Genomic DNA, 23,585 nt, shown 5'->3' with positions numbered 1-23,585 from the left:
CCTAACCCCTGGTTTCCAAAATATCGGAATGAGCGCCGGACATCTCGTTCCATTCGACTCCTCCAGCAGCTTTAAGCCGGGCTACAGCTTCCTTGAAGCCGATATCTTCCAATTTGACGAAGGAGCTTATTTTCAGCTTCACCAGCTTCCATGCACCGTCATCGGAGCGAACCCACTCACCATCACCATGGAGTCGAACGGGCTTGAAGAGAAGCTGAGCGAGTCGCTCTGCAACAGCTACGTCGGCTTCGCACAAAAGGCTCTCATTGTCTGCACCTTCAATTCTGACCGGAACCGTCTCATCCCTCCCCCCTACGCTATATAGTCGGCCCTGGATGCTGGACGGCTTGATAATTCTGAGTGGAGGCGCTTCCAACTTAACGTGTGGGAATTGGAAGATCTGATCGCCATCAGATCTGATTGATGCTCCTGTCCCGTCGACGGCCATGTATGACGAAAGGGTTTTGTAGGCTGCCATAGCTGATTTTTTTCCGAGACCGCCAGAAACCTCCCGCACCTGATTCAGTACCAGAGGGTAAGCTTTCTCCTCGACAAAGGACCTGAGCTGGGCTGACCCTGGCTCCACTCGATCAAAATGAACCGATTCCTCGCAACCATAGAGCATAGATAGGGCTCGCAGGTACTCCGCAAGCCGCCTCATGGAAAGCTGGTCAGGGGTGAGGTCGTCGAGGTAAAGCGTTAACTCTTTCATGTCTTGATTATAGTCACCCGCCCATTTCAATCACTATAGGCATTCGTCATCGCTCTGCCCCTCAATCTCACGGCATTCAGATGCTCATATTCGTTGCCGACTCGAAGCAAGCTGAGTGAACAACAGACTGTCCTTTTGTGAAGCCCATCCTGGGGAATCGCCAAGAGGATATGCTCAGGCAAACCTGCGTCGATTGTCTACCTGAATAGCTCGTACGAAAAATCCGCATCAACCACACATCTGTAGAAAAGGACCACAGCGATCAATAGAGCAAACAAACCTCACCCGGTTTGCGTCGCGACCGAGCGGTCGATAAAGTCCCTGAGACTTTTAATCCACGGACGGAGAGCCCGCGTGTTTTCAACCCAGCCCTTGAGCCGCTTTCGCCTGCCAGTTCTTACACTGCTTATCAGTGCCCTGACCCTCACCGCGTGCAACGCCCCGCCCTCCTCGACGTTGCCGCTGGCGCCGGAAGCTGCTTCCGGTTACCGCACCGATCTGCAAACCCGTCACGCCAGCCAACACATGGCCGCCGCTGCCAACCCTCTGGCGGCTGAAGCCGGTCGCGAGATGCTGCGTCAGGGCGGTTCGGCGATTGATGCGGCGATTGCGATGCAAGCAGTGCTGACGCTGGTTGAGCCGCAGTCGTCCGGGATCGGCGGCGGCGCGATGATCGTCTTGTGGGACGGTAAACAGGTGCGCACCTATGACGGGCGCGAAACGGCACCGGCCGGCGCTACCGAGAAGCTGTTCCTGCAAGCGGACGGCAAACCGATGGCTTTCCCGCAGGCGCAGATTGGCGGTCGGTCGGTCGGCACGCCGGGTGTGTTGCGTGCGCTGGAGCTGGCGCATAAGCAACACGGTCGCCTGCCGTGGGCCAGGTTGTTCGAGCCGGCGATCAAACTGGCCGAGCAGGGTTTCGCGGTTTCGCCACGCCTGTATTCGCTGCTTGCCGCTGATTCGGCGCTGCGCCAGTCGCCCGACATGGCCGCCTACTTTTTGAACAGCGATGGCAGCGTCAAAGCCGTCGGCACGCGCCTGCAGAATCCCGCCCTGGCCGCAGTGCTCAAGCGCATCGCCAATGAAGGTGCAGACGCGTTTTACAAAGGTCCGATTGCTGAGGAAATCGTCGCCAAGGTCCAGCGTCACGCCAACCCCGGCAGCCTGTCGCTGACCGACCTGCAACGCTATCAGGCCAAGGAGCGTGCGCCGCTGTGCACGGACTACAAACGCTGGCAGGTGTGCGGCATGCCGCCGCCGTCGTCGGGCGGGATCGCCGTGGCGCAGATTCTCGGCACGTTGCAGGCCCTGGAAACCCGTGATCCGCGCCTGTCGCTGACACCGCTCAAACCGGTCAAGACCGACAAACCGGCCGGCATGGAACCGGATCCGCAAGCCGTGCACCTGATCGCCGAAGCCGAACGGCTGGCCTACGCCGACCGCGCGCAATATGTCGCGGATACCGACTTCGTGCCGGTGCCGGTCAAAGGCCTGGTCGACCCGGGTTACCTGGCCAGCCGCGCCAGCCTGATCGGCGAACGCAGTATGGGCACTGCCAAACCGGGCACCCCGCCGGGTGTGCAAGTGGCGTACGCGCCGGACCGTTCGCCATTGCGCATCTCGACTTCGCAAGTGGTGGCGGTGGATGACCTCGGCGGTGCGGTGTCGATGACTACCACCATCGAGGCCGCGTTCGGCTCGCACCTGATGGTTCAGGGCTTTCTGCTCAACAATCAGATGACCGATTTCTCTTTTATCCCCGAAGAGAACGGCCAGAAAGTCGCCAACCGCGTCGAGCCCGGTAAACGCCCGCGCTCGTCGATGGCGCCAACCCTGATCTTTGATCGCCAAAGCGGCGAATTCGTCGCCACGGTCGGCTCACCCGGCGGTTCGCAAATCATCGAATACGTGGCCAAAACCACCCTCGGCCTGCTCGACTGGAACCTCGATGCACAAAGCGCGATCAGCCTGCCCAATTTCGGCAGCCGCAACGGCCCGACCGAACTGGAACAAGGCCAGTTCAGCCCGGCGCTGGTACAGGCGCTGACAGAAAAAGGGCATACGGTGAGCGAAATCGACATGACCAGCGGCACCCAGGCCATCGTGCGGGTCAAGGATGCGCAGGGGAAAGTGTCGTTGGAGGGTGGTGCCGATCCACGGCGTGAAGGCGAAGCGTTGGGGGACTGAGGCTACGATGCGAAGAGAAAAGGCTTACCGGGTGGTAGGCCTTTTTTGTTACCGATAGGTTCTGTTCATCTGTGCCCCGTCGCTTTTTCCTACCCCGAAGATCAACTGAGACGGATACAGTAAATGACCGTTCAGCGAACAATAACTTTCGGAATCGGCTGGCATTTATGAAGACGCAAATATTCGAACCGTATGTCCAACGAATCCCAACAACCTTGCGCCAGTCCCAAGACGGGACTAGGATCGCTTCATGAGAATCATCGCTGTCAGCCAGCTGAAAAACTTTTGGAAGCAGTATCCCGAGTCAGAGCAACCGCTGTTGGCGTGGTTTGATGAAGCGAGAAAAGCACAATGGTCAACACCCTCGGACATCAAGGCACATTTTGCTTATGCGAGCATTCTGAAAAGTCGCAGAGTGGTCTTCAACATCAAGGGCAATGACTTTCGCTTGATCGTCGCCGTGGCCTATCGCTTCGGTGCCATATACATAAAATTTGTCGGCACCCACAAGCAATACGATGCAATCGACGCTGATACCGTCGTAATGGAGTAACCCGTGAACATTCATCCAATTCATACGGAAGAGGAATACCGTGCAGCACTCAAAGAGGTGTCGGCATTTTTTGACAATGAGCCGGAACCAGATACGCCTGAAGGGGATTACTTCGACGTAATGATCACCCTTATCGAAGCTTATGAGGCCAAACAGTTTCCCCTTGACTTACCTAATGCAATCGAAGCCATCAAGTTCCGTATGGAACAATCGGGACTCTCGGCAGCAGATCTGGCACCCGCCATTGGCAGGACGAACCGAGTGTATGAAGTCCTTAATGGCAAGCGTGCGTTGACGCTTCCCATGATATGGAAGCTCCACGAATTATTCGGAATTCCCGCAGAGAGTCTTATCAAGCCCGCCAAGCTCGGCTAATCGACCGACAACGTCCTGCCATCCACCGCATCACCAATCTTCAGAAAATGCCCGCCAGCCACATGGTGCAGCGTGCGCAAGCCGTCATGCCCGTCGAAATGCCAGCGCCCTTCGCTGAACACGCGCTCATCGGCATGGGCCGCGATGACTTCGGCGAGGAACAGGTCGTATTGCTGATGGTTGCGTGGTTCCGGCAGCAGGCGGCATTCGAGCCAGGCGACGCAGCCATCGAGCAGCGGCGCGGCAACCTGTTCGCCGATAAAGGTCTGCAGACCGTAGGCCTGAAACTTGTCTCGTCCCTGGCTCTGGGTGATTTCCAGGCCCGACGTGTTGCCGACGGTTTGCACGATGTCGGCCTGATCGGCACACGGGACGTTAAGTACGAAGGTGCCGGAGGCTTCGAGCAACTGGCGGGTCCAGGTGGATTTATCGAGCACCACGGCGACTTTTGGCGGTTCGAAATCCAGTGGCATGGCCCAGGCGGCGGCCATGATGTTGCGCTGGCCGTCGTGCGCCGCGCTGACCAGCACGGTCGGGCCGTGATTGAGCAAACGGTAGGCTTTGTTCAGGGGCACCGGGCGGCGGTGGGAATCGCTCATGAGGTCTGCTCCGCGGAAAAGGAGCCGATTGTAGCGCTGCCACTGAAGAAACATAAAACCTGTGGGAGCGAGCCTGCTCGCGAAAGCGTTCGTTCAGCCGACGCTGCCGGTGACTGACACACCGCTTCGCGAGCAGGCTCGCTCACACAGGAGATCAGTATTGATCAGTGCGACAGCTGATTGGCGAACTGCCCCACCGCGTCCACGACTTTCTGCGCACCGTCCTGAATCTCGACAATCACCGTCCCCGCTTCCGCCGCCAGCGCCAGCCCTTGCTCGGCCTGGAGCTTGCCGTCGGTCATCAGCGCCACGGCATTGCGCGCCATCTCCTGGTTCTGCCGCACCACGGTGACGATCTCTTCGGTCGCCTGGCTGGTGCGCGAGGCCAGTTGTCGCACCTCGTCGGCCACCACGGCAAAACCACGGCCCTGCTCACCGGCGCGCGCCGCCTCAATGGCAGCGTTAAGCGCCAGCAGGTTGGTCTGTTCGGCAATGCCGCTGATGGTCTTGACGATGGTGCCGATCACCTGCGACTGCTCGTTCAGTGCCTCAATGCCCTCGCCCGCCGCTTGCATGTGTCGCGACAGATCACGCATGACGTTGACCGCCTCGGTGACCACGGTGGTGCCACGTTGCGCCGTGCTGTCGGTTTGTTGCGAGGTGCTGTAGGCAATGCTGGCCGCGTCGGCAACGGCTTGCTCGCGGTTGACCTGATCGGTGATGACCGTGGCGAACTTCACTACCTTGTACAGTTTGTCGTTGGCATCAACCACCGGGTTGTAGGACGCTTCCAGCCAGACATCGCGGCCATGGCTGTCGATACGCTTGAAACGACCCGCGACGAACTCACCATTGTTCAAGCGCCGCCAGAAATTCTGATATTCGCCACTGTTGTATTCCTCCGGCGCGCAGAACGTGCGGTGATGTTTGCCCTTGATCTGCGCCAGGCTGTAACCCATGCCGTTGAGAAACCGATCGTTGGCGGTGAGCACGTTACCGTTGAGATCGAATTCGATCACGGCGGTGGAACGCACCAGCGCACCGATCAGGTTTTCATGCTCGCGGGAGGCTTCGATGGTGCGGGTCAGATCGCTGGCGTAGAACGAAATGTGTCTGATCCGGCCATCGGAAGCACGCACGGGCTGGACGATCGAGCGCAGCCACGCTTCCTCACCATTGCCGCGCACCAAACGCACGGCGCCAGCGAAATGCTCGCCACGGGTCATCGCGTTCTTGAAGCGCAGGTGGAATTCGTTGGTTTTGACGTGCGCTGGCACAATGTCTTCGATCGCCCGACCGATCAGGTCCTGGCTTTTATAGGCCATTTCGCCAAGGAAATTCTGGTTGACCGACCGAATCCGCCCGTCGGGCTCAAGGGTCAGCGCCAGCATCTCGCTTTCCAGGCTTTCCTTCACTTGCACAAGGCTGGAGAGTTCTTCACGGAGAGCGGCCAGCTCTTGCTTCAAGCGTTTATTGAACATGGGAAAGCACCAATGACAGGGTTGAACGCGGCGTACAACCTAGCCATCGGCCTTGCGGCGCTTTTCTGAAGCGGCCGCGAGACCCGTCAGTCGAAAATAGTTCAGCGGTTTCGGCTCAGGCAGCGCCGGCGGCCTGACAGGGCCCTGTGCGAGGCAGGCGCGCGCCGAAATAAGCTGCCGTCAGCATGCCTACCACGCCCATCACCGCGCAGAACATCACGCAGATCCAAGGGCTCCAGGGCATCAGCCCGATCAGCAACAATGGCGTAATGCTCGCCCACGCGGCGTAGGCAATGTTGTAGGTAAAGGAAATGCCCGACACGCGAATGCGTGCTGGAAACAGCCCGACCATCACCGAAGGCACCGCACCCACCACCCCGCAGCCGAGCCCGGCCACGGCATAGGCCAGGCCAATCCACTGCCCGCCTGCGATCAGGCTCGCGTACAGCACGCCGATGCCCAGCGGCAGCAACAGGCTATAGAGCATGACCGTGCGCCAGGCGCCAATGCGATCCACCAGCAGACCGGCAAGCACGCAACCGATGTTGAGAAAAACGATGCCCAGCGCACTGAGGCCGAAGGTGTGGCTGGCGGTCATGCCAAAGGTTTTCTGCATCATCGTCGGCGTGATGACCACGAACACCACCACCGCCGAAGTCAGCACGCAGGTCAGCAGCATGGCCGGCAACATCGCTAACCGATGCTCGCGCAGCACGGTGCGCAGCGGCAACTCGACCCGCGCCTCGCGCTGCGCCTCCATCGCGATGAATACTGGTGTTTCGCTCAGCCAGCGGCGTAGATAAACGCCAACCACCCCGAACACTCCGCCGAGCAAGAATGGATAACGCCAGGCGTAATCGAGAATTTCCGCTGGAGTGAAGACCTGGGCGAGGAATGTCGCAGTCAATGCGCCGATCAGGTAGCCGAAGGTCAGCCCGGCCTGCAAAAAGCCAAGGGCGTAACCGCGGTGACCGGACGGGGCGTGTTCGGCGACGAATACCCAGGCACTCGGCACTTCGCCACCCACGGCTGCGCCCTGAAGGATGCGCAACGCCAGCAACAGCAGCGGTGCGAAATAACCGATTTGTGCATACGTCGGCATGATCCCGATCAACAGGCACGGCAGCGCCATCATCAGAATGCTCAGGCTGAAAACCTTCTTGCGGCCCAAACGGTCGGCGAAATGCGCCATCAGGATGCCGCCCAGCGGCCGCGCCAGATAACCGGTGACGAAGATGCCAAAGCTCTGCAGCAGACGCAGCCACTCAGGCATTTCCGGCGGGAAGAACAACTGACTGAGGGTCAGGGCGAAAAATACGAAAATGATGAAATCGTAGATTTCCAGCGCCCCGCCAAGGGCCGCAAGGCCAAGGGTCTTGTAGTCGGAGCGGCTGAACGGCGCAGGTCTGGCCGGGGTTTGGGCAGTCATCGCAAAGAACTCTGGATCAGGCAAAAAACCAAGGCGCCCATGGTCTACGCAAATGGACGGGGGGACAACCCGTTAGACCATAGTCATGGTTTGCGAAAACCTGCTCAACAAATGTGCGGCGCTTGATTTACTGTGAGTGCCTGTCTGCTGGGCCACAGCTTACAAACCACCATCAATCCCTGTGGGAGCGAGCTTGCTCGCGAAGAGGCCGGTACATTCAACATTACTGTTGACTGACCTGACGCCTTCGCGAGCAAGCTCGCTCCCACAAGGGGCGCTGACAATGTTGAGATTGTGGCCAGAGATCTACATAACCATAAAAAATCCGAGGTACATCCCGTGGCCGTTGATATCGAAGATAGCCGCTCTGCGCGCTTTGCCTTGCGCTGTTCAAGTTTTGCCGAACGCTGGTTTCCCGATTCCTGGGTATTCGCTGCGCTGGCCGTCATTATCGTGGCCCTCGCCACGCTGGCCATGGGCGCCAAACCCACCGCTGCAGCGATGGCCTTCGGCGACGGCTTCTGGAGCCTGATCCCGTTCACCATGCAGATGGCCTTCGTGGTGATCGGCGGCTACGTGGTCGCCAGCTCGCCGCCTGCGGTCAAACTGATCGACCGACTGGCGCGGATCCCGAAAAACGGCCGCTCCGCCGTGGCCTGGGTGGCATTGATCTCGATGGTCGCGTCCTTGCTCAACTGGGGTCTGTCGCTGGTGTTCGGCGGTTTGCTGGTGCGCGCCCTCGCCCGCCGTACCGACCTGAAGATGGATTACCGCGCCGCCGGCGCCGCTGCGTATCTGGGCCTTGGCGCGGTGTGGGCGCTGGGTTTGTCATCCTCGGCTGCTCAATTGCAGGCCAACCCCGCCAGCCTGCCGCCATCGATTCTGTCGATCACCGGGGTGATTCCGTTCACCGAAACGATTTTCCTCTGGCAGTCGGGCGTGATGTTGCTGGCGCTGATCGTGATCTCGATCATCATCGCTTACGCCACCGCACCCGGCCCGAACTCGGCGCGCGATGCCAAGGCCTGCGGCATCGACCCGGCGTTCAACCTGCCACCGCTGCAACCGCGCACACGACCGGGCGAATGGCTGGAACACAGCCCGCTGTTGATCATCGTGCTGGTGTTGCTGGCGGCGGGCTGGCTGTTCCATGAATTTTCGAGCAAACCGGCGATCACCGCGATTTCCGGGCTCAATACCTACAACTTCCTGTTCATCATGCTCGGCGCCCTGCTGCACTGGCGCCCGCGCAGCTTCCTCGATGCGGTGGCCCGCGCCGTGCCGACCACCACCGGCGTGCTGATCCAGTTCCCGCTGTACGGCTCGATCGCTGCGCTGATGACCACGGTCAAAGGCGCCGACGCCCAGACCTTGGCGCATCACATCTCGACGTTCTTCGTCAGCATCGCTTCGCATGACACCTATGCGCTGCTGATGGGCGTCTACTCGGCGATTCTTGGCTTTTTCATTCCGTCGGGCGGCGGCAAGTGGATCATCGAAGCACCGTACGTGATGCAGGTCGCCAACGACTTGCAGTACCACCTCGGCTGGGCCGTGCAGATCTACAACGCCGCTGAAGCGCTGCCGAACCTGATCAACCCCTTCTACATGCTGCCGCTGCTCGGTGTGCTCGGGTTGAAGGCGCGGGATCTGATCGGCTTCTCCTTTGTGCAATTGCTGGTGCACACGCCGCTGGTGCTGCTGTTGCTGTGGGCGTTGGGGACGACGCTGGCGTATACGCCGCCGGTGATGCCGTAAGCTGATGTGAATGCACCTGCTCTTGGGCAGGTGCATTCAACCCTGATTGGTGGGAAGGGAGTCCAGCAGTGCAGGCAAAGCAGCCTGGACGGTTTCCCACACTACGTCCAGATTGATATCGAAATAGCCGTGGGCAATTCGATTGCGCATCCCGCGCATGCTGCGCCATGGCACCTGAGCGTTTTCAACAGTGAACTCAGGATAACGATCCATGATTTTGGTCGCTGCCTCGCCAATGATGATCAGGCTCATGATTACGGCTTGTTGGGTTCGCTTGTCCTCGGCGAATTCCTCCTTGTTTAATCCCTCAACGAAGACAAGCGCATCGCTCGCGGCCTGACGGATATGTTCGAGATAATCAGCCAGCCGATTCTCGTTCATACCGGTCGCGCCTGATCAAGCACCTGCTGGCGAAATTTCGGTGGCAGGTCTCCGGGAGTCAGCACCTCGACCGCAACGCCCAGCAAATCCTCAAGTTCAACCTGAAGTCCGCCCAGATCAAACAGCGTGGTGCCGGGTAGCGGATCCACCAGCAGGTCCAGATCGCTCCCGTCCAGGTCCGTTCCGAACAATGCCGAGCCAAACACGCGCGGGTTGGCCACACGAAAGCGACCGATCACTTCGCGGACGGCGGATCTTTGCAAATCGAGAGCAGTGGAAGGTTTCATGGCTCACTCGTGAAAAGACAGTTGCAGCAGTCTAGCAGCGCGAAGGCGCGCCGGGCTTCGCACTGATTGTCCCAGTCGTAACAGGGCGTGTGTGCTGCCAGACTAAACAGCACTCATGCAAGAATCCACGAGCAACCGCTTTTCTGTCAAACGTCACTGATCCACTATGAAGCGCCCCCGACACTTGCGGGGAACCCCACGCTGAAAAGGATCTGAGCATGTTCAAGTTCGCAGGACTTTCCCCCGCCGCACTGGCCCTCACCGCATTGACGCTGAGCGCCGCCGCCCACGCCGATGTCGACCTGAAACTGGGCAGCACCGAACGCGTCACGCGCCTCTTCGCTTATCCCAATAATTGTCACGTCATCTGTTACCGCAACTGGACGCTGGAGCAGACCGTTGCGCATTACCTGACCCAAAGTGTGCAGCGCGATGGCTATGCCAACGCCAAAGTGCTGGTGAAAACCGACAACGATCAGCTTTACGCCGAAATCTCTGGTGTGCCGCAGGGTTATGACAAACCGCTGACCGCACTGCTTGATGCTGGGGATCTGGCCTACAGCGGCGCCAGCAAGCTCAACGCCGATGGCAAATGGGCTTACAGCTGGTATCTGTTCCTGCCGCTGGGCATGGCCCTGGAAAACCGCAAAAGTGTCGAGTTGCTGCACTTTCCGCCGGATTACTCGCTGACTCAGGCGCAGGATTACTTGCGCTCGAACACCACCGATCGCTGGGCCACGCTATTGACTGACAACGGCATCCCTGCCGAGCAGACGCCGGCTTATCAGACCATCATCGACATCGCTCCGATCGCCGCGCCGTCCAATGCCGGTAGCGACCTGGAAGGCGTGTACGACTATTTCAAGGACTACCAGACCACGCTGGTCAAGCAGTTCAGCCAGACCGCCAGCGGCACGACGCTGCCGATGGTCGCGTTCGGTGCGCCGGTGCGTAACTGGATCAAACAGCAATACGGGCCGACCGTCGGCGTATTGGGCCTGGCGACCATCAGCCCGAGCGAGGGCGTGCAGGTGCCGGTGCTGGGGTCCAACCATCCGAGTTACATCTGGTACGCCGCCGATCCGAAAAGCTACACCGGCGACGATGCGCAGGCCAAGGCCGATGCCGCGGGCCTGAAAGTCATGGGTCAGGATTTGAGCGCCGCCTGCTGGCAGGCCGGGATGGGCAGCAAACCGGGCAGCAACGCGCAGACTACGCTCAACACTTGCACGCAAACCTGGCAGGTGACGCAGAAAGTCAAAACCTGCGAGCTGTTCTACACCTCGATCCGCGATTTGACAGCGGAGCAGGCCGCAGGCAAATGCGCTAGCACGCCTATCAAGGCGCAACTGCAACAGTTGAAAGCGCCCCTGCCGGCGACCGCCATTCCTGCTCCGCACCTGTAAACCTGCCGACTCATCCCGTGTCAGCCCTGGCTGACGCGGGAATACGTCTATCACGCCTGTCACATCTGACAGTAGACCGGTTATACCTGTAACCACTAGATTGGATCCATGGCTGTAAACAAGGGCCGACAGGACGTCGTCCCGGCAACGTCGCATAGCCGTGCGACAAAGGAAGATTATGAATACCCACGCCGTGGCAGGCTCTGTCCCGCACGATACCGAAGGCATCTACCCCTTTTCCGGCCTGCCCGTGCGTCTTGGATTTCCGTCCAGTGCCGACTTCGAAATCATTCGTGACCCTTACGCCAACCCTGTGGCAATCGTCGCGCGCCGGGATTTTCTCGGTACGCATCGGATGTGCCGGGTGTCGGGGCAATTGCTGCCCTATCGCTGCCGACAGACCCGCCAACTGCTCAGCGGCATTCACCTGTACGACCCTCGCTTTTGCGGACTGCTCGAACATGCCTGCGACCCGAACGCGTTTCTCGACATGACCGAGTTGTGGCTGTGGTCGCTCAAGGACATTCAGCGCGGCGAGCATCTGAGTATTGATTACGCCGCCACCGAAGACAAACTGTTGCGCCAGTTTGCCTGCGGTTGCGGCTCCTCACGTTGTCGTGGCTGGATCACCGGTCACGATGAACCGCCAAGCCTGGAAGGCCTGCACTTTCTCCAGCGCTGGCGGCAATCGGGCCGAGGCTAAGCGGCTTTACGCCGGGCCAATCGGGCGCAAGCGATACTGCGGCGGCAGTTGCTCGAAACCACTGATGGTGGTGTTGAGACTTTTCCAGCGGCCATCCTTGATGCCGTAGATGCAACCGTGGATCGACAGGCTCTGCCCGCGATGCCAGGCGTTCTGAACGATGCTGGTATGCGCGACGTTGGCCACTTGCTGGATCACGTTGAGTTCGCACATCCGGTCGACCTGCTCTTCTTCGGTCGCCAACCTGGCCAGTTCTTCGCGTTTTTCGTAGTACAGATCGCGGATCGAACGCAGCCAGCCATCGATCAGACCGAACTGGCGGTCCTGCATCGACGCACGCACACCGCCGCAACCGTAGTGGCCGGTGACGAGGATGTGTTTGACCTTGAGCACGTCCACCGCGTACTGGATCACCGACAGACAGTTGAGGTCGGTGTGCAGCACCACGTTGGCGACGTTGCGGTGCACGAACAGATCGCCAGGCAGCATGCCAACGATTTCGTTGGCCGGCACCCGTGCGTCGGAACAGCCGATCCATAAGTATTCGGGGGTTTGCTGGCGCGCCAGTTTGGCGAAGAAATCCGGGTCTTCCTTGGTGATCGCGTCAGCCCAACGCTCGTTGTTATCAATCAGGTCTTGTAAGTCGTGCATGGATAAGGCCTCAAGAAAGATGCGCTGGTTTGATAGACGACCGCCCGTCGGAGTCACGCCGGTGGGGCAAAGTGTTTCCGTTGGAATTCTCGTGCGCCGGATGAGTCCACTCCAAGTAAGGCCCACAGTATGAGGATTTGCCATGACTGATTCACGACGCCCTTACGATGCGGCGCAACCGGAGCCCATCGATGATAACGAAGACCGCATGGGTTCGGTGCATGAGCTTGATTTCGACGACGAAGAGCCCAGCGCGAAGATCGGTGATGAGATTCCTGAACGTGAACGCGAACAGCTGATGCCCGGTGAACGCGTACGTGAGGCAGGTCTGACTGGCGGTTCGGTCGATGATCATCAGCCGACTGACGACGATCTGAGTCCGGAAACCTTGATTCGCGACGACGGCGCCCGCGATGCCGAGGAAATTGGCGAGGGCAATCCGGCGGATTGGGATTTGAGCGAGGTCGGTGAAAATGACATCGGCGGCGGTGACGGGCTGGACGAAGCTGAACTGGCGGATCTGGATCCGCTGGATGGCAAGCGCTGATCTTCGTTGCCTGACAGGCTCGCTCGCACAGTTTGGAATGCGTTCCCCTGTAGGAGTGAGCCTGCTCGCGATGCTTCTAAGCTTCAGTCAACAAGGGTACAGGCCATCACCACGGCATCCTCACGCCCACCCACCGCCGGATAATAATCCCGACGCCGGCCAATCTCGTTGAAGCCATACCGCTCATACAACCTGAACGCTGCGGTATTGCTGTCGCGCACCTCCAGAAAGCATTCCCGAGCGTCAGCCTTGTAGGCAATCGACATCAGGTGCTCCAGCAACGTCAGCCCCAGCCCACGTCCCTGGTTCTCAGGCTTGACGGTGATGTTGAGCAGGTGCGCCTCGTCGAGAATGATCTGCACCACACCATGCCCGACCTGCTGCTGTCCTTCGAACATCAGCCAGATCTGGTATTTGCCGAGGCCGTCGAGAAAAATCCCCCGAGTCCATGGATGGCTGTAGGCGGCGTATTCGATCTTCAAGACAGCGTCGAGATCCGCCTCGGTCATCGGGCGAAAGGTTACCGCATCACTCATCAGATTCTTTCCAGCGCGCCATCAGCCGACGCATGGCTTGCCACACAGCGGCTTTGCGCTGCGGCTCTTCCATTAACAATTCCAGACCGGGGATCGCCCAGGCCGAGCCCAGACCTTCGATCTGCAATTCACGATTGAACGCCTCGGCGTCTGCTTCGCCGGCAAAGCGCACGGCCGGCAGGCCGATCAGCCACAGACAGGCGCAGGGTGCCGCCTCCATTTGTACCGAGAGAAAACCCTGGACGAAGTCGCGCGCTGCTTCCGGGCCTTGGTCCAGCGTGCCGCGATTGAGCCACGGCCAGCGCACCGGCTCACCGACGATTTGCGGCGCATCCGGCAGACCGGCGGCGCGCAGCATGTCTTTGAGCAACAGATAAGCCGGATCGCGGCTCTGGAACGCTTCGCCTGTGGGTAACTCGACCAGCAGCAGGCAGCGCCCGGCGCGCAGCAATTGCAGGGCAAAACGTGGCGGCGGCACCGGCGCGGGTTTGGCGACGACCGGCGTAGCATCCACTTCTTCAACCGGTTTGGCTCCGTTGCGAGTGCTGGTCAGCGAGGGCCGCGGCACTTCGATTTTTGCTCGCTCGCTTGGACGCGCGGCCGCCGGCGGCACCGGCTCCTGGGCCTGGGGCGCAAGCGCGACGGACACTTCAGGCTCGGGCTCGGGCATGTCCAGCAATTCGGGACGGGACGGCGCGGCGAAGGGCAATTCGGTGCGCGGCAGCCAGTTGACCACCTGCATGGCGTTCAAATAGGCGCGGCGGCGGGACTCGATTAGCAAGGGTCGGCCACTTGTGGATAACTGAAAGTGCGCTGATTCTACCGCCCTTCGCTCAAGATCGCCTGCTGTTGATCGATGCACTTGATTGAAAAGAAAGGCAGCAGTCCGTCCCGAGAGTGAATCGCATCGGCTTCGATGCAGTACAATCGCGGCTTTTAACCGCCAACCAGCCGGCCATTCCGATGATCGAACCCAAGCGCGTCTTGCGCGCCCTCGCTGAACACTGGGCACTTCTGGAGCCACTGTGCGAGCACTTCGACCAAGGCACCCTGAGCCTCAACGAACTGCGCACGCAACTGGCCGCCCAACAACTCGACAGCACGCCGCAGGACATCACCAGCCTGCTCGACGTGTGGATTCGCCTCGACATTCTGGTGCCCGTGGCGAAAAGCCCGAACCGTTTCGAGCTGAACGCGCAAATCCACGACTTCCTCGCCTACCTGCGCCGCGAACACCGGCTGGGCCTGTGCCTGGAAATCGAAGCCTACCTGCGTCACCTCGAACGGCTGGCCGGTTACATTCAGGACGCCTTTGAAGTCCGCGACGGCAACGACCTCGCCCGCCAGTTGCGCCTGCTCGACATGCGTGTGCGCGACGTACTGAAGAAACTCGACAACGACGAACAGGCGCTGGTCGCTGTGGCCGAACGCGCCAAGACCAGCGACCGGCAGATTCCGTTGCGTCAGCGCTACGCCGAAGTACTGGCGACGTGGGACGAATACGTCGAGCCGATGATCGATCTGGTCAACGCCGACGGCGCGTTCGAACAAGGCGTGCGCAAGGTCGAAACGGTGTTGCTGAAAATGCTCAGCGAACAGCAGCGCCTCGGCCATCTGGTCGATGACGACATGTTGCTGCGCACCCACGCGCGCATCCTCGAAATGCAGACCAGCGCCCAGCTAACCCTGCGTCACGCCCGTGAACTGCTGCTGCCGCTGCGTGAAGAAGCACGCCGGCACAACGCCGTGACCCGTGGCGCGGCACTGGCGCTGGCGGCGATCCGGCGTAAAGGCATCGACGCCGTGCCGCAAGCGGCGATGCCATTGTTCACCCGCCCGCAAAGTACCTTCCTCGGCAGCGCCAGTCAGGTCGAAGCCTACGTCTATGCGCTGGCGCGTTTCGAGCCGAAACCGGCGCGCTTCCCCAAGGCGCACAAGACCCAGAAGGCTGGCGATGCACCGCGTGCGCCGCGCACCGTGCGCGAGATGGTCGACCGCTGCGAAGAATCGCTGCCGATGCCGGATCTGATGACCTGGCTGCTGGAGCAGGAACCGGACGGCGCCACCGACGAATTGCTCTACTGGTTCTCGCGCCTGTCGCGGGAAAAACGCTTCAAGCGCGAGCGTCTGGAACGCCGCGAATACCACACTCACGAGCATCAGGTCAGCCTGCGCTCCTTCGCCCTGCTCTCGGCCAGCGACACCGCCGCCGAGGATTCTGCGAGCATCCCCCATGCATCTTGATCTTTCCGAACTGTCGCAACTGGCGCCGATCTTCCGCGAGTTGTTCAAGGGTTATCACGTCAGCCGCCGTGATCCGGAGCTGTACACCCAGCTGTCGAACTTCCAGGACCAGTACCGCACGCTGTTCAAGGCGCTGGGCTTTGAACTGGTCTGCGACACCCGTGGTTTCTATTACTTCGTGCCGGACATGGCCGCCGCTGCGGTGAACAAGACCGCCCAGCGTCTGGCGTTGTTCACCTTCATCCTCGTTGAGCATCTGGCCGATCAGGGCCGCGACCCGATCGCCGTGCTCGACGGCGGCAGCCTCGGCCGTGAAGAACTGCCGTCGCTGCTCGACAAGTACCGCGACCTGTTCATTCAGGCCGAAGTGCAGACCGTCGAAGAGCTCGAAGAAAAGATCATGCGCCGCATGACTCAACTGGGTTTCGCCGGCGAAGAAAACGGCGTGTACCGCTTCCTGCCGCCGATGCACCGTTTCCTCGATGTGTGCCTGTCGGTTCAGCAGGACCGCGACCTGGCGGCCAGCGTGCACAGCGTCCTGCCGCTGCCGGCACCGGTGCTGATCGACGAAGCGGCTGAAGCCAGATTCCTCGAAACCGACGACCCGCTGGACCTCAGTGAGTTTGCCGAAGAAAGTGAAGAAGACGCACTGGCCCGCGCCATTGCCGAAGAACAGGAGTCCGACGCATGAGCCAGGAACGCTACGGCATCCGCCGCTTTGCCCTTTTGAACACCGCCGGTTACAGCCTCGGCCTGTTCCCGCTGGAAGAACCGCTGTCGGTTTACGGCGCGAACAACCTCGGCAAGTCGGCCTCGATCAACGCCTTGCAGTTCCCGATTCTGGCGCGCATGTCGGACATGAGTTTCGGCAAATACAGCCTCGAACAATCGCGGCGCTTCTACTTCGCCTCCGACACCAGCTACATCCTCGTCGAAGTCAATCTGCCGCACGGTCCGCATGTAATTGGCGTGGTCGGTCGTGGCCCGGGCGGTGGTTTCGGCCACCAGTTCTTCGCCTACGCCGGCAAACTCGATCTGGCCCACTATCAGAAAAACGACACCTGCCTGCGCCAGAAAGAGCTGTTCAGCAACCTCGAGAAAGAAGGCCTGAAAGCCTACGAACTCAAGCCTGACGAACTGCGTCGTTTGCTGGTCGGCGGTCACACGTCGATCCCGCTCGACCTGACGCTGATCCCGCTGCGCTCGACCAGCGAGCAGAGCCTGAAGACGTTCCGCGCGCTGTTCATCAACCTGCTACACATGCGCGAAATCACCGCAGCCAAGCTCAAGCAGTTGTTCCTCGATGCCTTCGAGCACAGCCTGCGTTCCGGCAGTGTCGATTACATCGCCGCGTGCGAAGAAGCCTTCCGCGATGTGCGGCGCATGGAGCAGGACTACAACTCGCTGGTCGCCGCCGGTCCGTTGGTCGAAGCGCTGGCCAACGGCGTGAAACAGCGTGACGTGCTGCGCGGCAAACTGCATCGCCTGTCGCCGCTGCTCGATTCGTTGCTAGGCACCTGGTCTGACTATGCAACCGCGCGCAAGGAAGAGCTGACCCTGCAGGCCGAGCACTACCGTCGCGAGCAGGACGACCTGCAAAACGATCAGCGTGGCGGCACTCAGGAACTGATGCGTCTGGAGCGGGAGATTTCCGGCATCCAGCGCTGGCTCGGCGAGCTGTCGGTGCTGAAGAACCGCTTCGCGCTGGTCGATGACGTCAAAGTGCTTGAGCAACAATTGCTCGCCGCCAAAGATGCGCACGATGAACTGGCCGGTGCGCTGGCGCAGTCGCGGCAGTTCAGCGCCGAAGATCTCGAAGAACGTCTGCGCGATCTGGAAAAACGCCTCAAGTCGGTGAAGCAGCAACTCGATAACGCTGACAACAACAGCTACGCCCGTCTGCGCGAAGAGTTCTCGCAACAGGACGTCGAGCGCCTGATGCGTCTGTTCAACAGCGCGCTGTTCAGCCTGCCGCTGGGCGAACATGGCATCACCCTCGATGAGAATGGCGAGTGGGTGAAATCGGTCGAGCTGATTCTCGATGGCTTCAAAGGCGAGCGCTTCGAAGTGCCGGGCCTGTCGATCGACATCTCTCACATCGAGCCACCGGCCCTGCAAGCACTGGCCGACCGAGCCGCGTTGCGCGATCAGAAAGAGCGTCTGGAAAAAGAACTCAAGCAGCTGAAAACCCAGCAAGCCGTGGCCGCCGACCGCGCCGCGAGCAAGACCCAGACCGAAGCGCTGTACCAGCAAGTGCTGGACGCGCAGAAAGCGCTGGAGGATTTCCGTCGCACGCAAACCCTGAGCGCCGAAGAAAGCGACAAGCTCGAACAACTGGCGCAAATGGAAGCCGCACAGGACGAACTCAAGCGCTCCAGCGATGCCTTTACCGAGCGCGTCCAGCAACTGTCGGCCAAGCTGCAACTGGTTGGCCGGCAGATCGCCGACATGGAAGCCAAGCAACGCACGCTCGACGACGCCCTGCGCCGCCGTCAGTTGCTACCGGCGGATCTGCCGTTCGGCACGCCGTTCATGGACCCGGTCGACGATTCGATGGACAACCTGCTGCCGCTGCTCAACGACTATCAGGACAGCTGGCAGGGGCTGCTGCGTGCCGATGGCCAGATCGAAGCGCTGTATGCGCAGGTGCGCCTCAAAGGTGTGGCCAAGTTCGACAGCGAAGACGACATGGAGCGCCGCCTGTCGCTGCTGATCAACGCTTATGCGCACCGCACCGATGAAGCACTGACCCTGGGCAAGGCACGCCGCGCGGCGGTCACCGATATCGCGCGGACCCTGCGCAACATCCGCAGCGACTATGACAGCCTCGAGCATCAACTGGCGCTGTTCAACCGCGAGATCAACAAGCGTCAGGTCTCCAACCTTCAAAGCTTCCGCATCGTTCTTGCGCCGAACAAGGAAGCGCTCAAGCACATCGATCAGATCATCCACAGCGCCGGTCAGTACGAAGAAGGCGAAACCCTGTCGGTGTTCGATCTGAGCCAGAGCGCCGAGCAGGACAACAAGAACGAAGAGGCCAAGGAATACCTGGCACGGCTGGTGGCGGCGAACCACAACCAGCTCGGCCTCAAGGACTTGTTCGAACTGGCCTTCGAGATCACCAAGGTCAACGGCCAACCGGTGATCCACACCGACATCGACGGCGCGGCGTCCAACGGCACGACCATGACCATCAAGGCGCTGACCAACATGTACTTGTTGCTGCACTTGATGGATCGCGACCTGGCCGGCCGCGTGCGTCTGCCGTACTACCTCGACGAGGCGGCGGACATTGACGAGAAGAATCAGGCGGCGTTGCTTGAAACCAGTCTGCAACTGGGCTTCGTGCCGATTCTGGCGAGTGTGAAGCCACAGGTCTGCGCCAGTGTTGCCATCGACCTTGAGGGCGGCAGCGGCCCGGCGGGGATCTACATTGATGAGGCGGACTGGAAATACATCCGTCGCCATGATGTGGTGAAGGCCACGTTGAATGTTCAGGCAGACGAGCCGGAGCTGGATGCGGTTTGATCGTTTTTGACTGAACACAATAAAAAGGGCCGCGATCTGTTTGGATCGCGGCCCTTTTTATGGCTTGGGGTTTGTGCTGGTTTTTAGGGCCCTATCGCGAGCAGGCTCACTCCTACAGTTGGAATGCGTTCCCCCTGTAGGAGGAGCCTGCTCGCGATGGCGCCACTTCATACACCACAGAATTACTTACCGAGCGAAATCTTCGGCGCCCAGGTCAGCCACTCATCCTCAAATTTGTCGAACAACGGGAACGTTTGCTCGGCCCGCGCCGGGTTACCCATGCGCTCACCGTCCGGCGTGGCGAAAGCAATGCCGCCCTGAATCAGCGTTTCCAGTGATTCAGTGCGCACCGTCACGCCTTTGAACAAACCGTAATCGAAGCCGACGCCACTGGTGTTCCAGAAGCGGCTGCCACTGCGCACCAACGGCGCGTATTTCGGCTCGATCAGAATGTGCACCAGCACCCGGTCAGCGGTCTGCCCGAGCTCATAACCGGTGACTTTGCCCACGGTAATTTCGCGGTAGGTGACCGGCACACCAGGCTTCAGCGAGCCACGTCGCGCCGCGCTCAATACCAGACTCAACCCTGCTTCCTGCTTCGTCACTTCCGGAACCTCTGCCAGGGCGACAAAGTTTTTCTGCGGGCCGAGGTTCTTCGCCGCTGGCTGTACTTCGATGTACTTACCGGTGACCAGGGTTTCCAGGTTCTCGGTCTTGATCAGGCCCAGTTCCGGTTTGACCACCCAGAACTGACTGCCGACCCGGGCAATCTTCTCCGGCACTTCGGTTATGCGTGCGGTGAGGATGACCGATTGCAGATCGTCGGCCAGGTCGACGCTTTCGATCTTGCCGACGTCCAGCCCTTTGAAGCGCACTGGGGTGCCGCTGCGCAATCCATCAGCGCGATCAACCTTGATGGTGACCACGGCGCCCTTTTGGTTGGCATCGTCGTGACTGGCGAACAGGCGGAAACGCGGAATACGCTTCTGCAACGGCGCCTTGGCTTGCGGCGTCTCGAAGGCGATGCCGCCAGCCATCAGCGTCTGCAGCGACTCGCTCTTGACCTGAATCCCGCCGGTCAAACCACCGGTCAGCGTAACGCCACTGACATTCCAGAAGCGCGTCGAGGCGTTGACCAGGTTTTCGTATTCCTTTTCGATGTGCACACCGATGATCAATTGCTTGCGGGTCTTGGAAAACTGGTAACTCTGCACCGAACCGACCTTGACCTGCTTGTACAGAATCGGACTGCCGACATCGATCGAACCGAGGGTATCCGTAAACAGTACCAGGTGCAGGCCCGGGGAGCGCAGGTCGAGTGGCGGCGCTTTCGGTCGCGCTTCGAATTCACGCTTCGGCGCCGCGCCTTTGTCGCCCGGCCGCACAGCGATGTAGTTACCTTTCACCAACGCTTCCAGCCCGGTGATACCCGCCAGAGAAATCGACGGCTTGACCACCCAGAATTGTGTGCCGTCGACAAGATAATCTTCGGCCAGAGGATCGAGGGTCAGCTCGGCAGTGGCGCTGTTCAGGTCCGGATCGACCTTGAGGGCTTTCAGGTTGCCGACCTGAATGCCTTTGTACATCACCGGCGTACGACCGGCCTGCAGGCCTTCGAAATCGCTGAGTTTGACCTTGACGCGGATACCCGCTGCGGCCGCATCAAAGTCTTCGTAGAGACGGAACGGCAGGCTTGGATCGGTCGGCGGGCTGTCCTTGCGGTTTTCTGGTGTGGCGAAGGCGATACCGCCGGCGACGATGCTGGCCAGCGATTCGCTACGCACTTTTACCCCGGACAGGTTGGCGTCGATGCTGATGCCACTGGCATTCCAGAAACGTGTGTGTTTGCGCACCAGTTTGGCGTAGGTCGGCTCGATGAACACCTTAAGCTCAACGGTGCTCTGGTCCTCCGACAGCAGATAGCTTTTAACCTGACCCACCTGAATCTGTTTGTAGAACACCGGGCTGCCACGATTCAGCGAGCCGAGACGGTCAGCCTTGATAGTCAGGTGCAGACCGGGCTTGGCGTCAGACAGCGGAGGCTCTTCGGCCAGCGCCTTGAACTTGCGCGTCGGCTCGCCTTCGCCCGGACTGATAGCGACGTAGTTACCCGACACCAGAGTTTCCAGGCCGGTAATGCCAGCCAGGGTCACGCTCGGCTTGACCAGCCAGAACCGCGTGCTGGTCTTCAGGTACTGTTCGACGTCCTTGTTCATTTCGACGGTGGCGATCACGCCTTTGGAGTTGCCTTCATCGTCGAGCTTGAGCGTCTTGACCTTGCCGACCGGCATGCCTTTGTAGACCACTTCTGTCTTGTTGGCCTGGATGCCCTCGCCGCTTTCAAAGCGAACCTGGATTTCGATACCGGTTTCGGAGTAGGCACGCCAGCCAAGCCAGCCGCCGATGATCAACGCGATCAGAGGCAACACCCAGATGGCAGACCAGTTCGAGGCCGGTCGGGTTTTCGCTACAGGCAAATCAGTCATGGTCGGCGTCCGACTCCGTGTTATCCCAGATCAGCCGGGGATCAAAAGTTACTGCGGCGAGCATCGTCAGAATCACCACAGTGGCGAAGGCGATGGCACCAAGATTGGCTTCGACGCTGGCGAGTCGGCCGAAGTTGACGACCGCCACCAGAATGGCGATCACAAAAATATCTAGCATCGACCAGCGACCGATGAATTCGATAAAGCGGTACATCCAGATACGCTGGCGCGCGGATAACGGTTGACGTCGTTGCACTGAAAACAGCAGCAACGCGATGCCGACCAGTTTGAAGGTCGGCACCAGAATGCTGGCGATGAACACCACGGCTGCAATCGGAATCATGCCGTGCTGCACCAACTGGATCACCCCGGACATGATCGTGCTTGGATCACCCTGCCCCAGCGAACTGACCGTCATGATCGGCAAGACATTGGCCGGGATGTAAATGATCGCAGCGGTGATCAGCAGCGCCCAGGTGCGGGTCAGGCTATTCGGACGCCGGGCGTGTACCAGCGCACCGCAACGGGTGCACGTCTGCTCATCGGTGTCGGCTTCCTGCTTGTTCAGTTCGTGGCACTCGGTGCACACCAGAATGCCTGCATCAATCGCCCGCATGGGCATCCTCTCCTGATAACGCTTGCCAGATCTGGTGCGGCGACATCACCACTTCCAGCCAGACCTGTACCAGCAACAAGCCGATGAAACACGCCAAACCGAGGCCGACGGTAATCGCCGCCATGTCAGCCAGTTTGACGATCGCCACCAGAACACCCATGAGGTAGACCTCGAGCATTCCCCAGTCTCTGAGGTGGTGGTAAATACGGTAAAGCAGCAAACCGTAACTGCGGCCTGCATTGAATTGGATCGTCAGCAAAACGAATAACTGGCACAACAGCTTCAGCAGCGGTATGGCCATGCTGCACAAGAAAACGACAATCGAAACGCCCTGCATGTCGGTGTTGAACAGCCCCACAACACCGCTCCACACGGTGTCCTGCGAAGACTGACCGAGGATATTGAGCTGCATGATGGGTAAAAAGTTTGCCGGGACGTACAACAACAATGCCGCGATGACCAAAGCAAGGCTGCGCTGCACCACGTTATGACGGTGTGCATACAACTCGTAACCACAACGCGGGCAGACGGCCTTCTCGCCATGAGCGAGTTGAGGCTTGCGCATCAGCAGGTCGCACTCATGACAGGCTACCAGGTCTTCCAGCGGTAATTCTGACAGCCCTGAGGCGTCAACCGACTCTGACATACAGGCTCTGGCTCCGAAAAAGGTGGGGCTATTCTAGTGCTGTGATTGGAAAATAACTGTGCAAATTTGTTCGGTACAGCGCGTAAATAACTTTCTCGCAGGCAAAACAAAACCCCAACTGCTTTCGCAATTGGGGTTTCGGAATTTAATCTTGACGATGACCTACTCTCACATGGGGAAACCCCACACTACCATCGGCGATGCATCGTTTCACTGCTGAGTTCGGGATGGGATCAGGTGGTTCCAACGCTCTATGGTCGTCAAGAAATTCGGGTACTGAGTCGTGACCAGATGGCCTCGCTTCAGCAAATTGGGTATGTGACAGTCAGGTGTTTTGTGAACATCGAACTTTCGGTTCGTTTCGTCTTCATACACCGCAATCTGGTCTGTTCGACTCAAATTGCTTGGGTGTTATATGGTCAAGCCTCACGGGCAATTAGTATTGGTTAGCTCAACGCCT

21 protein-coding genes, 1 rRNA gene and 2 pseudogenes are annotated in these 23,585 nt (G+C 59.7%); 10 read left to right on the top strand and 14 right to left on the bottom strand.

The genetic code is table 11. The features are described from left to right. Position 1: 1 nt before the first annotated feature. A complete protein-coding gene (locus tag V6F91_RS15670) occupies positions 2 to 712 on the bottom strand; it encodes a hypothetical protein (RefSeq protein WP_332765935.1) in 711 nt (236 codons plus the stop codon). A 354-nt stretch (positions 713 to 1,066) separates the two neighbouring features. On the opposite strand from V6F91_RS15670, the gene ggt reads away from it, so the two are divergent. The 3 genes from ggt (at position 1,067) to V6F91_RS15655 (ending at position 3,827) form a co-directional block, all read left to right on the top strand. Beyond that, on the top strand, positions 1,067 to 2,899 hold the full coding sequence (gene ggt, locus V6F91_RS15665) for a gamma-glutamyltransferase (RefSeq protein ID WP_332765933.1): 1,833 nt from the start codon (positions 1,067 to 1,069) through the stop codon (positions 2,897 to 2,899). A gap of 250 nt (positions 2,900 to 3,149) precedes the next feature. Beyond that, complete coding sequence (locus V6F91_RS15660) at positions 3,150 to 3,452, top strand: type II toxin-antitoxin system HigB family toxin (RefSeq protein WP_332765931.1); 303 nt, start codon at positions 3,150 to 3,152, stop codon at positions 3,450 to 3,452. 3 nt (positions 3,453 to 3,455) lie between these two features. Then, positions 3,456 to 3,827 carry a helix-turn-helix domain-containing protein gene (locus tag V6F91_RS15655; RefSeq protein WP_332765929.1) on the top strand — a complete coding sequence of 124 codons (372 nt, stop codon included), beginning with the start codon at positions 3,456 to 3,458 and terminating at the stop codon, positions 3,825 to 3,827. Here the strand turns inward: V6F91_RS15655 and V6F91_RS15650 are convergent. The 4 genes and pseudogenes from V6F91_RS15650 to V6F91_RS15640 form a co-directional block, all read right to left on the bottom strand. Beyond that, positions 3,824 to 4,426, bottom strand: coding sequence for a flavin reductase family protein (locus V6F91_RS15650; protein ID WP_332765927.1), 603 nt, complete (start codon positions 4,424 to 4,426; stop codon positions 3,824 to 3,826). The two genes, V6F91_RS15655 and V6F91_RS15650, sit on opposite strands and share 4 nt — an antisense overlap. A 164-nt stretch (positions 4,427 to 4,590) precedes the next feature. After that, positions 4,591 to 5,028 (bottom strand): annotated as a pseudogene (locus V6F91_RS27475) (methyl-accepting chemotaxis protein); the annotation flags it as partial. 150 nt (positions 5,029 to 5,178) lie between these two features. Beyond that, positions 5,179 to 5,817, bottom strand: a pseudogene (locus tag V6F91_RS27470) (PAS domain-containing protein); the annotation flags it as partial. Between the two features lie 205 nt (positions 5,818 to 6,022). Beyond that, positions 6,023 to 7,336, bottom strand: a complete 1,314-nt coding sequence (locus V6F91_RS15640; protein WP_332765922.1) for an MFS transporter — start codon at positions 7,334 to 7,336, stop codon at positions 6,023 to 6,025. A gap of 339 nt (positions 7,337 to 7,675) precedes the next feature. Between V6F91_RS15640 and V6F91_RS15635 the strand changes: the two genes are divergently transcribed. Beyond that, the gene (locus V6F91_RS15635; protein ID WP_332765920.1) at positions 7,676 to 9,094 is read left to right on the top strand and encodes a short-chain fatty acid transporter; all 1,419 of its coding nucleotides are present in this window, start codon (positions 7,676 to 7,678) and stop codon (positions 9,092 to 9,094) included. A 36-nt stretch (positions 9,095 to 9,130) separates the two neighbouring features. Here V6F91_RS15635 and V6F91_RS15630 read toward each other — a convergent pair whose 3' ends face one another. Both V6F91_RS15630 and V6F91_RS15625 read right to left on the bottom strand, forming a co-directional pair. Then, complete coding sequence (locus tag V6F91_RS15630) at positions 9,131 to 9,475, bottom strand: DUF86 domain-containing protein (protein ID WP_332765918.1); 345 nt, start codon at positions 9,473 to 9,475, stop codon at positions 9,131 to 9,133. After that, positions 9,472 to 9,762, bottom strand: a complete 291-nt coding sequence (locus tag V6F91_RS15625) for a nucleotidyltransferase family protein (protein ID WP_332765916.1) — start codon at positions 9,760 to 9,762, stop codon at positions 9,472 to 9,474. The genes V6F91_RS15630 and V6F91_RS15625 overlap by 4 nt, the downstream gene beginning before the upstream one ends. 218 nt (positions 9,763 to 9,980) lie before the next feature. On the opposite strand from V6F91_RS15625, the gene V6F91_RS15620 reads away from it, so the two are divergent. Next, positions 9,981 to 11,168, top strand: coding sequence for a hypothetical protein (locus V6F91_RS15620; protein WP_332765914.1), 1,188 nt, complete (start codon positions 9,981 to 9,983; stop codon positions 11,166 to 11,168). A 178-nt stretch (positions 11,169 to 11,346) separates the two neighbouring features. Beyond that, on the top strand, positions 11,347 to 11,871 hold the full coding sequence (locus V6F91_RS15615) for a lysine methyltransferase (protein WP_332765912.1): 525 nt from the start codon (positions 11,347 to 11,349) through the stop codon (positions 11,869 to 11,871). A 6-nt stretch (positions 11,872 to 11,877) separates the two neighbouring features. Here the strand turns inward: V6F91_RS15615 and can are convergent, their stop codons facing one another. Next, on the bottom strand, positions 11,878 to 12,522 hold the full coding sequence (can, locus tag V6F91_RS15610; RefSeq protein WP_332765910.1) for a carbonate dehydratase: 645 nt from the start codon (positions 12,520 to 12,522) through the stop codon (positions 11,878 to 11,880). Between the two features lie 142 nt (positions 12,523 to 12,664). Between can and V6F91_RS15605 the strand changes: the two genes are divergently transcribed. Further along, positions 12,665 to 13,069: a serine kinase/phosphatase gene (locus V6F91_RS15605; protein ID WP_208939765.1), complete on the top strand. Its 405-nt coding sequence runs from the start codon at positions 12,665 to 12,667 to the stop codon at positions 13,067 to 13,069. Between the two features lie 83 nt (positions 13,070 to 13,152). Here V6F91_RS15605 and rimI read toward each other — a convergent pair whose 3' ends face one another. Together rimI and V6F91_RS15595 are read right to left on the bottom strand one after the other, a co-directional pair. Beyond that, entirely contained in the window at positions 13,153 to 13,605 is a 453-nt protein-coding gene (gene rimI, locus V6F91_RS15600; RefSeq protein ID WP_332765908.1) for a ribosomal protein S18-alanine N-acetyltransferase, read from the bottom strand. After that, the gene (locus V6F91_RS15595) at positions 13,598 to 14,347 is read right to left on the bottom strand and encodes an energy transducer TonB (RefSeq protein WP_332766723.1); all 750 of its coding nucleotides are present in this window, start codon (positions 14,345 to 14,347) and stop codon (positions 13,598 to 13,600) included. Before V6F91_RS15595 ends, rimI begins: the two co-directional genes overlap by 8 nt. Positions 14,348 to 14,568: 221 nt before the next feature. Here V6F91_RS15595 and mksB point away from each other — a divergent pair, with 221 nt between their 5' ends. From mksB to mksF, 3 genes are read left to right on the top strand one after another with little or no spacing between them, the layout of a single operon-like run. Then, positions 14,569 to 15,849, top strand: a complete 1,281-nt coding sequence (mksB, locus tag V6F91_RS15590; RefSeq protein WP_208939763.1) for an Mks condensin complex protein MksB — start codon at positions 14,569 to 14,571, stop codon at positions 15,847 to 15,849. Next, on the top strand, positions 15,839 to 16,540 hold the full coding sequence (gene mksE, locus V6F91_RS15585; RefSeq protein WP_332765904.1) for an Mks condensin complex protein MksE: 702 nt from the start codon (positions 15,839 to 15,841) through the stop codon (positions 16,538 to 16,540). The genes mksB and mksE overlap by 11 nt, the downstream gene beginning before the upstream one ends. Next, positions 16,537 to 19,377 (top strand): Mks condensin complex protein MksF, encoded by a 2,841-nt coding sequence (gene mksF, locus V6F91_RS15580; RefSeq protein ID WP_332765902.1) that lies wholly within the window; start codon positions 16,537 to 16,539, stop codon positions 19,375 to 19,377. Before mksE ends, mksF begins: the two co-directional genes overlap by 4 nt. A 182-nt stretch (positions 19,378 to 19,559) precedes the next feature. On the opposite strand, the gene V6F91_RS15575 is transcribed toward mksF, so the two are convergent. The 4 genes from V6F91_RS15575 to rrf form a co-directional block, all read right to left on the bottom strand. Beyond that, positions 19,560 to 21,863 (bottom strand): intermembrane transport protein PqiB, encoded by a 2,304-nt coding sequence (locus tag V6F91_RS15575; protein ID WP_332765900.1) that lies wholly within the window; start codon positions 21,861 to 21,863, stop codon positions 19,560 to 19,562. Continuing rightward, entirely contained in the window at positions 21,856 to 22,479 is a 624-nt protein-coding gene (locus V6F91_RS15570) for a paraquat-inducible protein A (RefSeq protein ID WP_332765898.1), read from the bottom strand. The genes V6F91_RS15575 and V6F91_RS15570 overlap by 8 nt, the downstream gene beginning before the upstream one ends. Further along, on the bottom strand, positions 22,466 to 23,125 hold the full coding sequence (locus V6F91_RS15565) for a paraquat-inducible protein A (RefSeq protein ID WP_332765896.1): 660 nt from the start codon (positions 23,123 to 23,125) through the stop codon (positions 22,466 to 22,468). The genes V6F91_RS15570 and V6F91_RS15565 overlap by 14 nt, the downstream gene beginning before the upstream one ends. Positions 23,126 to 23,274: 149 nt before the next feature. Continuing rightward, positions 23,275 to 23,390 (bottom strand): 5S ribosomal RNA (gene rrf / locus V6F91_RS15560). Positions 23,391 to 23,585 lie beyond the last annotated feature (195 nt).

The organism is Pseudomonas koreensis (assembly GCF_036668835.1).
Lineage (GTDB): Bacteria > Pseudomonadota > Gammaproteobacteria > Pseudomonadales > Pseudomonadaceae > Aquipseudomonas > Aquipseudomonas koreensis_I.
Note: the sequence above shows the minus strand (reverse complement) of the source record. Positions and strands in the feature narration are given on the sequence as shown.

Coding starts and splice junctions, on each gene's coding strand:
- V6F91_RS15670 (WP_332765935.1), bottom strand. CDS start 712: ATGAAAGAGTTAACGCTTTACCTCGACGACCTCACCCCTGACCAGCTT.
- V6F91_RS15660 (WP_332765931.1), top strand. CDS start 3,150: ATGAGAATCATCGCTGTCAGCCAGCTGAAAAACTTTTGGAAGCAGTAT.
- V6F91_RS15650 (WP_332765927.1), bottom strand. CDS start 4,426: ATGAGCGATTCCCACCGCCGCCCGGTGCCCCTGAACAAAGCCTACCGT.
- V6F91_RS15640 (WP_332765922.1), bottom strand. CDS start 7,336: ATGACTGCCCAAACCCCGGCCAGACCTGCGCCGTTCAGCCGCTCCGAC.
- V6F91_RS15630 (WP_332765918.1), bottom strand. CDS start 9,475: ATGAACGAGAATCGGCTGGCTGATTATCTCGAACATATCCGTCAGGCC.
- V6F91_RS15625 (WP_332765916.1), bottom strand. CDS start 9,762: ATGAAACCTTCCACTGCTCTCGATTTGCAAAGATCCGCCGTCCGCGAA.
- V6F91_RS15620 (WP_332765914.1), top strand. CDS start 9,981: ATGTTCAAGTTCGCAGGACTTTCCCCCGCCGCACTGGCCCTCACCGCA.
- V6F91_RS15615 (WP_332765912.1), top strand. CDS start 11,347: ATGAATACCCACGCCGTGGCAGGCTCTGTCCCGCACGATACCGAAGGC.
- can (WP_332765910.1), bottom strand. CDS start 12,522: ATGCACGACTTACAAGACCTGATTGATAACAACGAGCGTTGGGCTGAC.
- V6F91_RS15605 (WP_208939765.1), top strand. CDS start 12,665: ATGACTGATTCACGACGCCCTTACGATGCGGCGCAACCGGAGCCCATC.
- rimI (WP_332765908.1), bottom strand. CDS start 13,605: ATGAGTGATGCGGTAACCTTTCGCCCGATGACCGAGGCGGATCTCGAC.
- V6F91_RS15595 (WP_332766723.1), bottom strand. CDS start 14,347: ATGCAGGTGGTCAACTGGCTGCCGCGCACCGAATTGCCCTTCGCCGCG.
- mksB (WP_208939763.1), top strand. CDS start 14,569: ATGATCGAACCCAAGCGCGTCTTGCGCGCCCTCGCTGAACACTGGGCA.
- mksE (WP_332765904.1), top strand. CDS start 15,839: ATGCATCTTGATCTTTCCGAACTGTCGCAACTGGCGCCGATCTTCCGC.
- mksF (WP_332765902.1), top strand. CDS start 16,537: ATGAGCCAGGAACGCTACGGCATCCGCCGCTTTGCCCTTTTGAACACC.
- V6F91_RS15575 (WP_332765900.1), bottom strand. CDS start 21,863: ATGACTGATTTGCCTGTAGCGAAAACCCGACCGGCCTCGAACTGGTCT.
- V6F91_RS15570 (WP_332765898.1), bottom strand. CDS start 22,479: ATGCGGGCGATTGATGCAGGCATTCTGGTGTGCACCGAGTGCCACGAA.
- V6F91_RS15565 (WP_332765896.1), bottom strand. CDS start 23,125: ATGTCAGAGTCGGTTGACGCCTCAGGGCTGTCAGAATTACCGCTGGAA.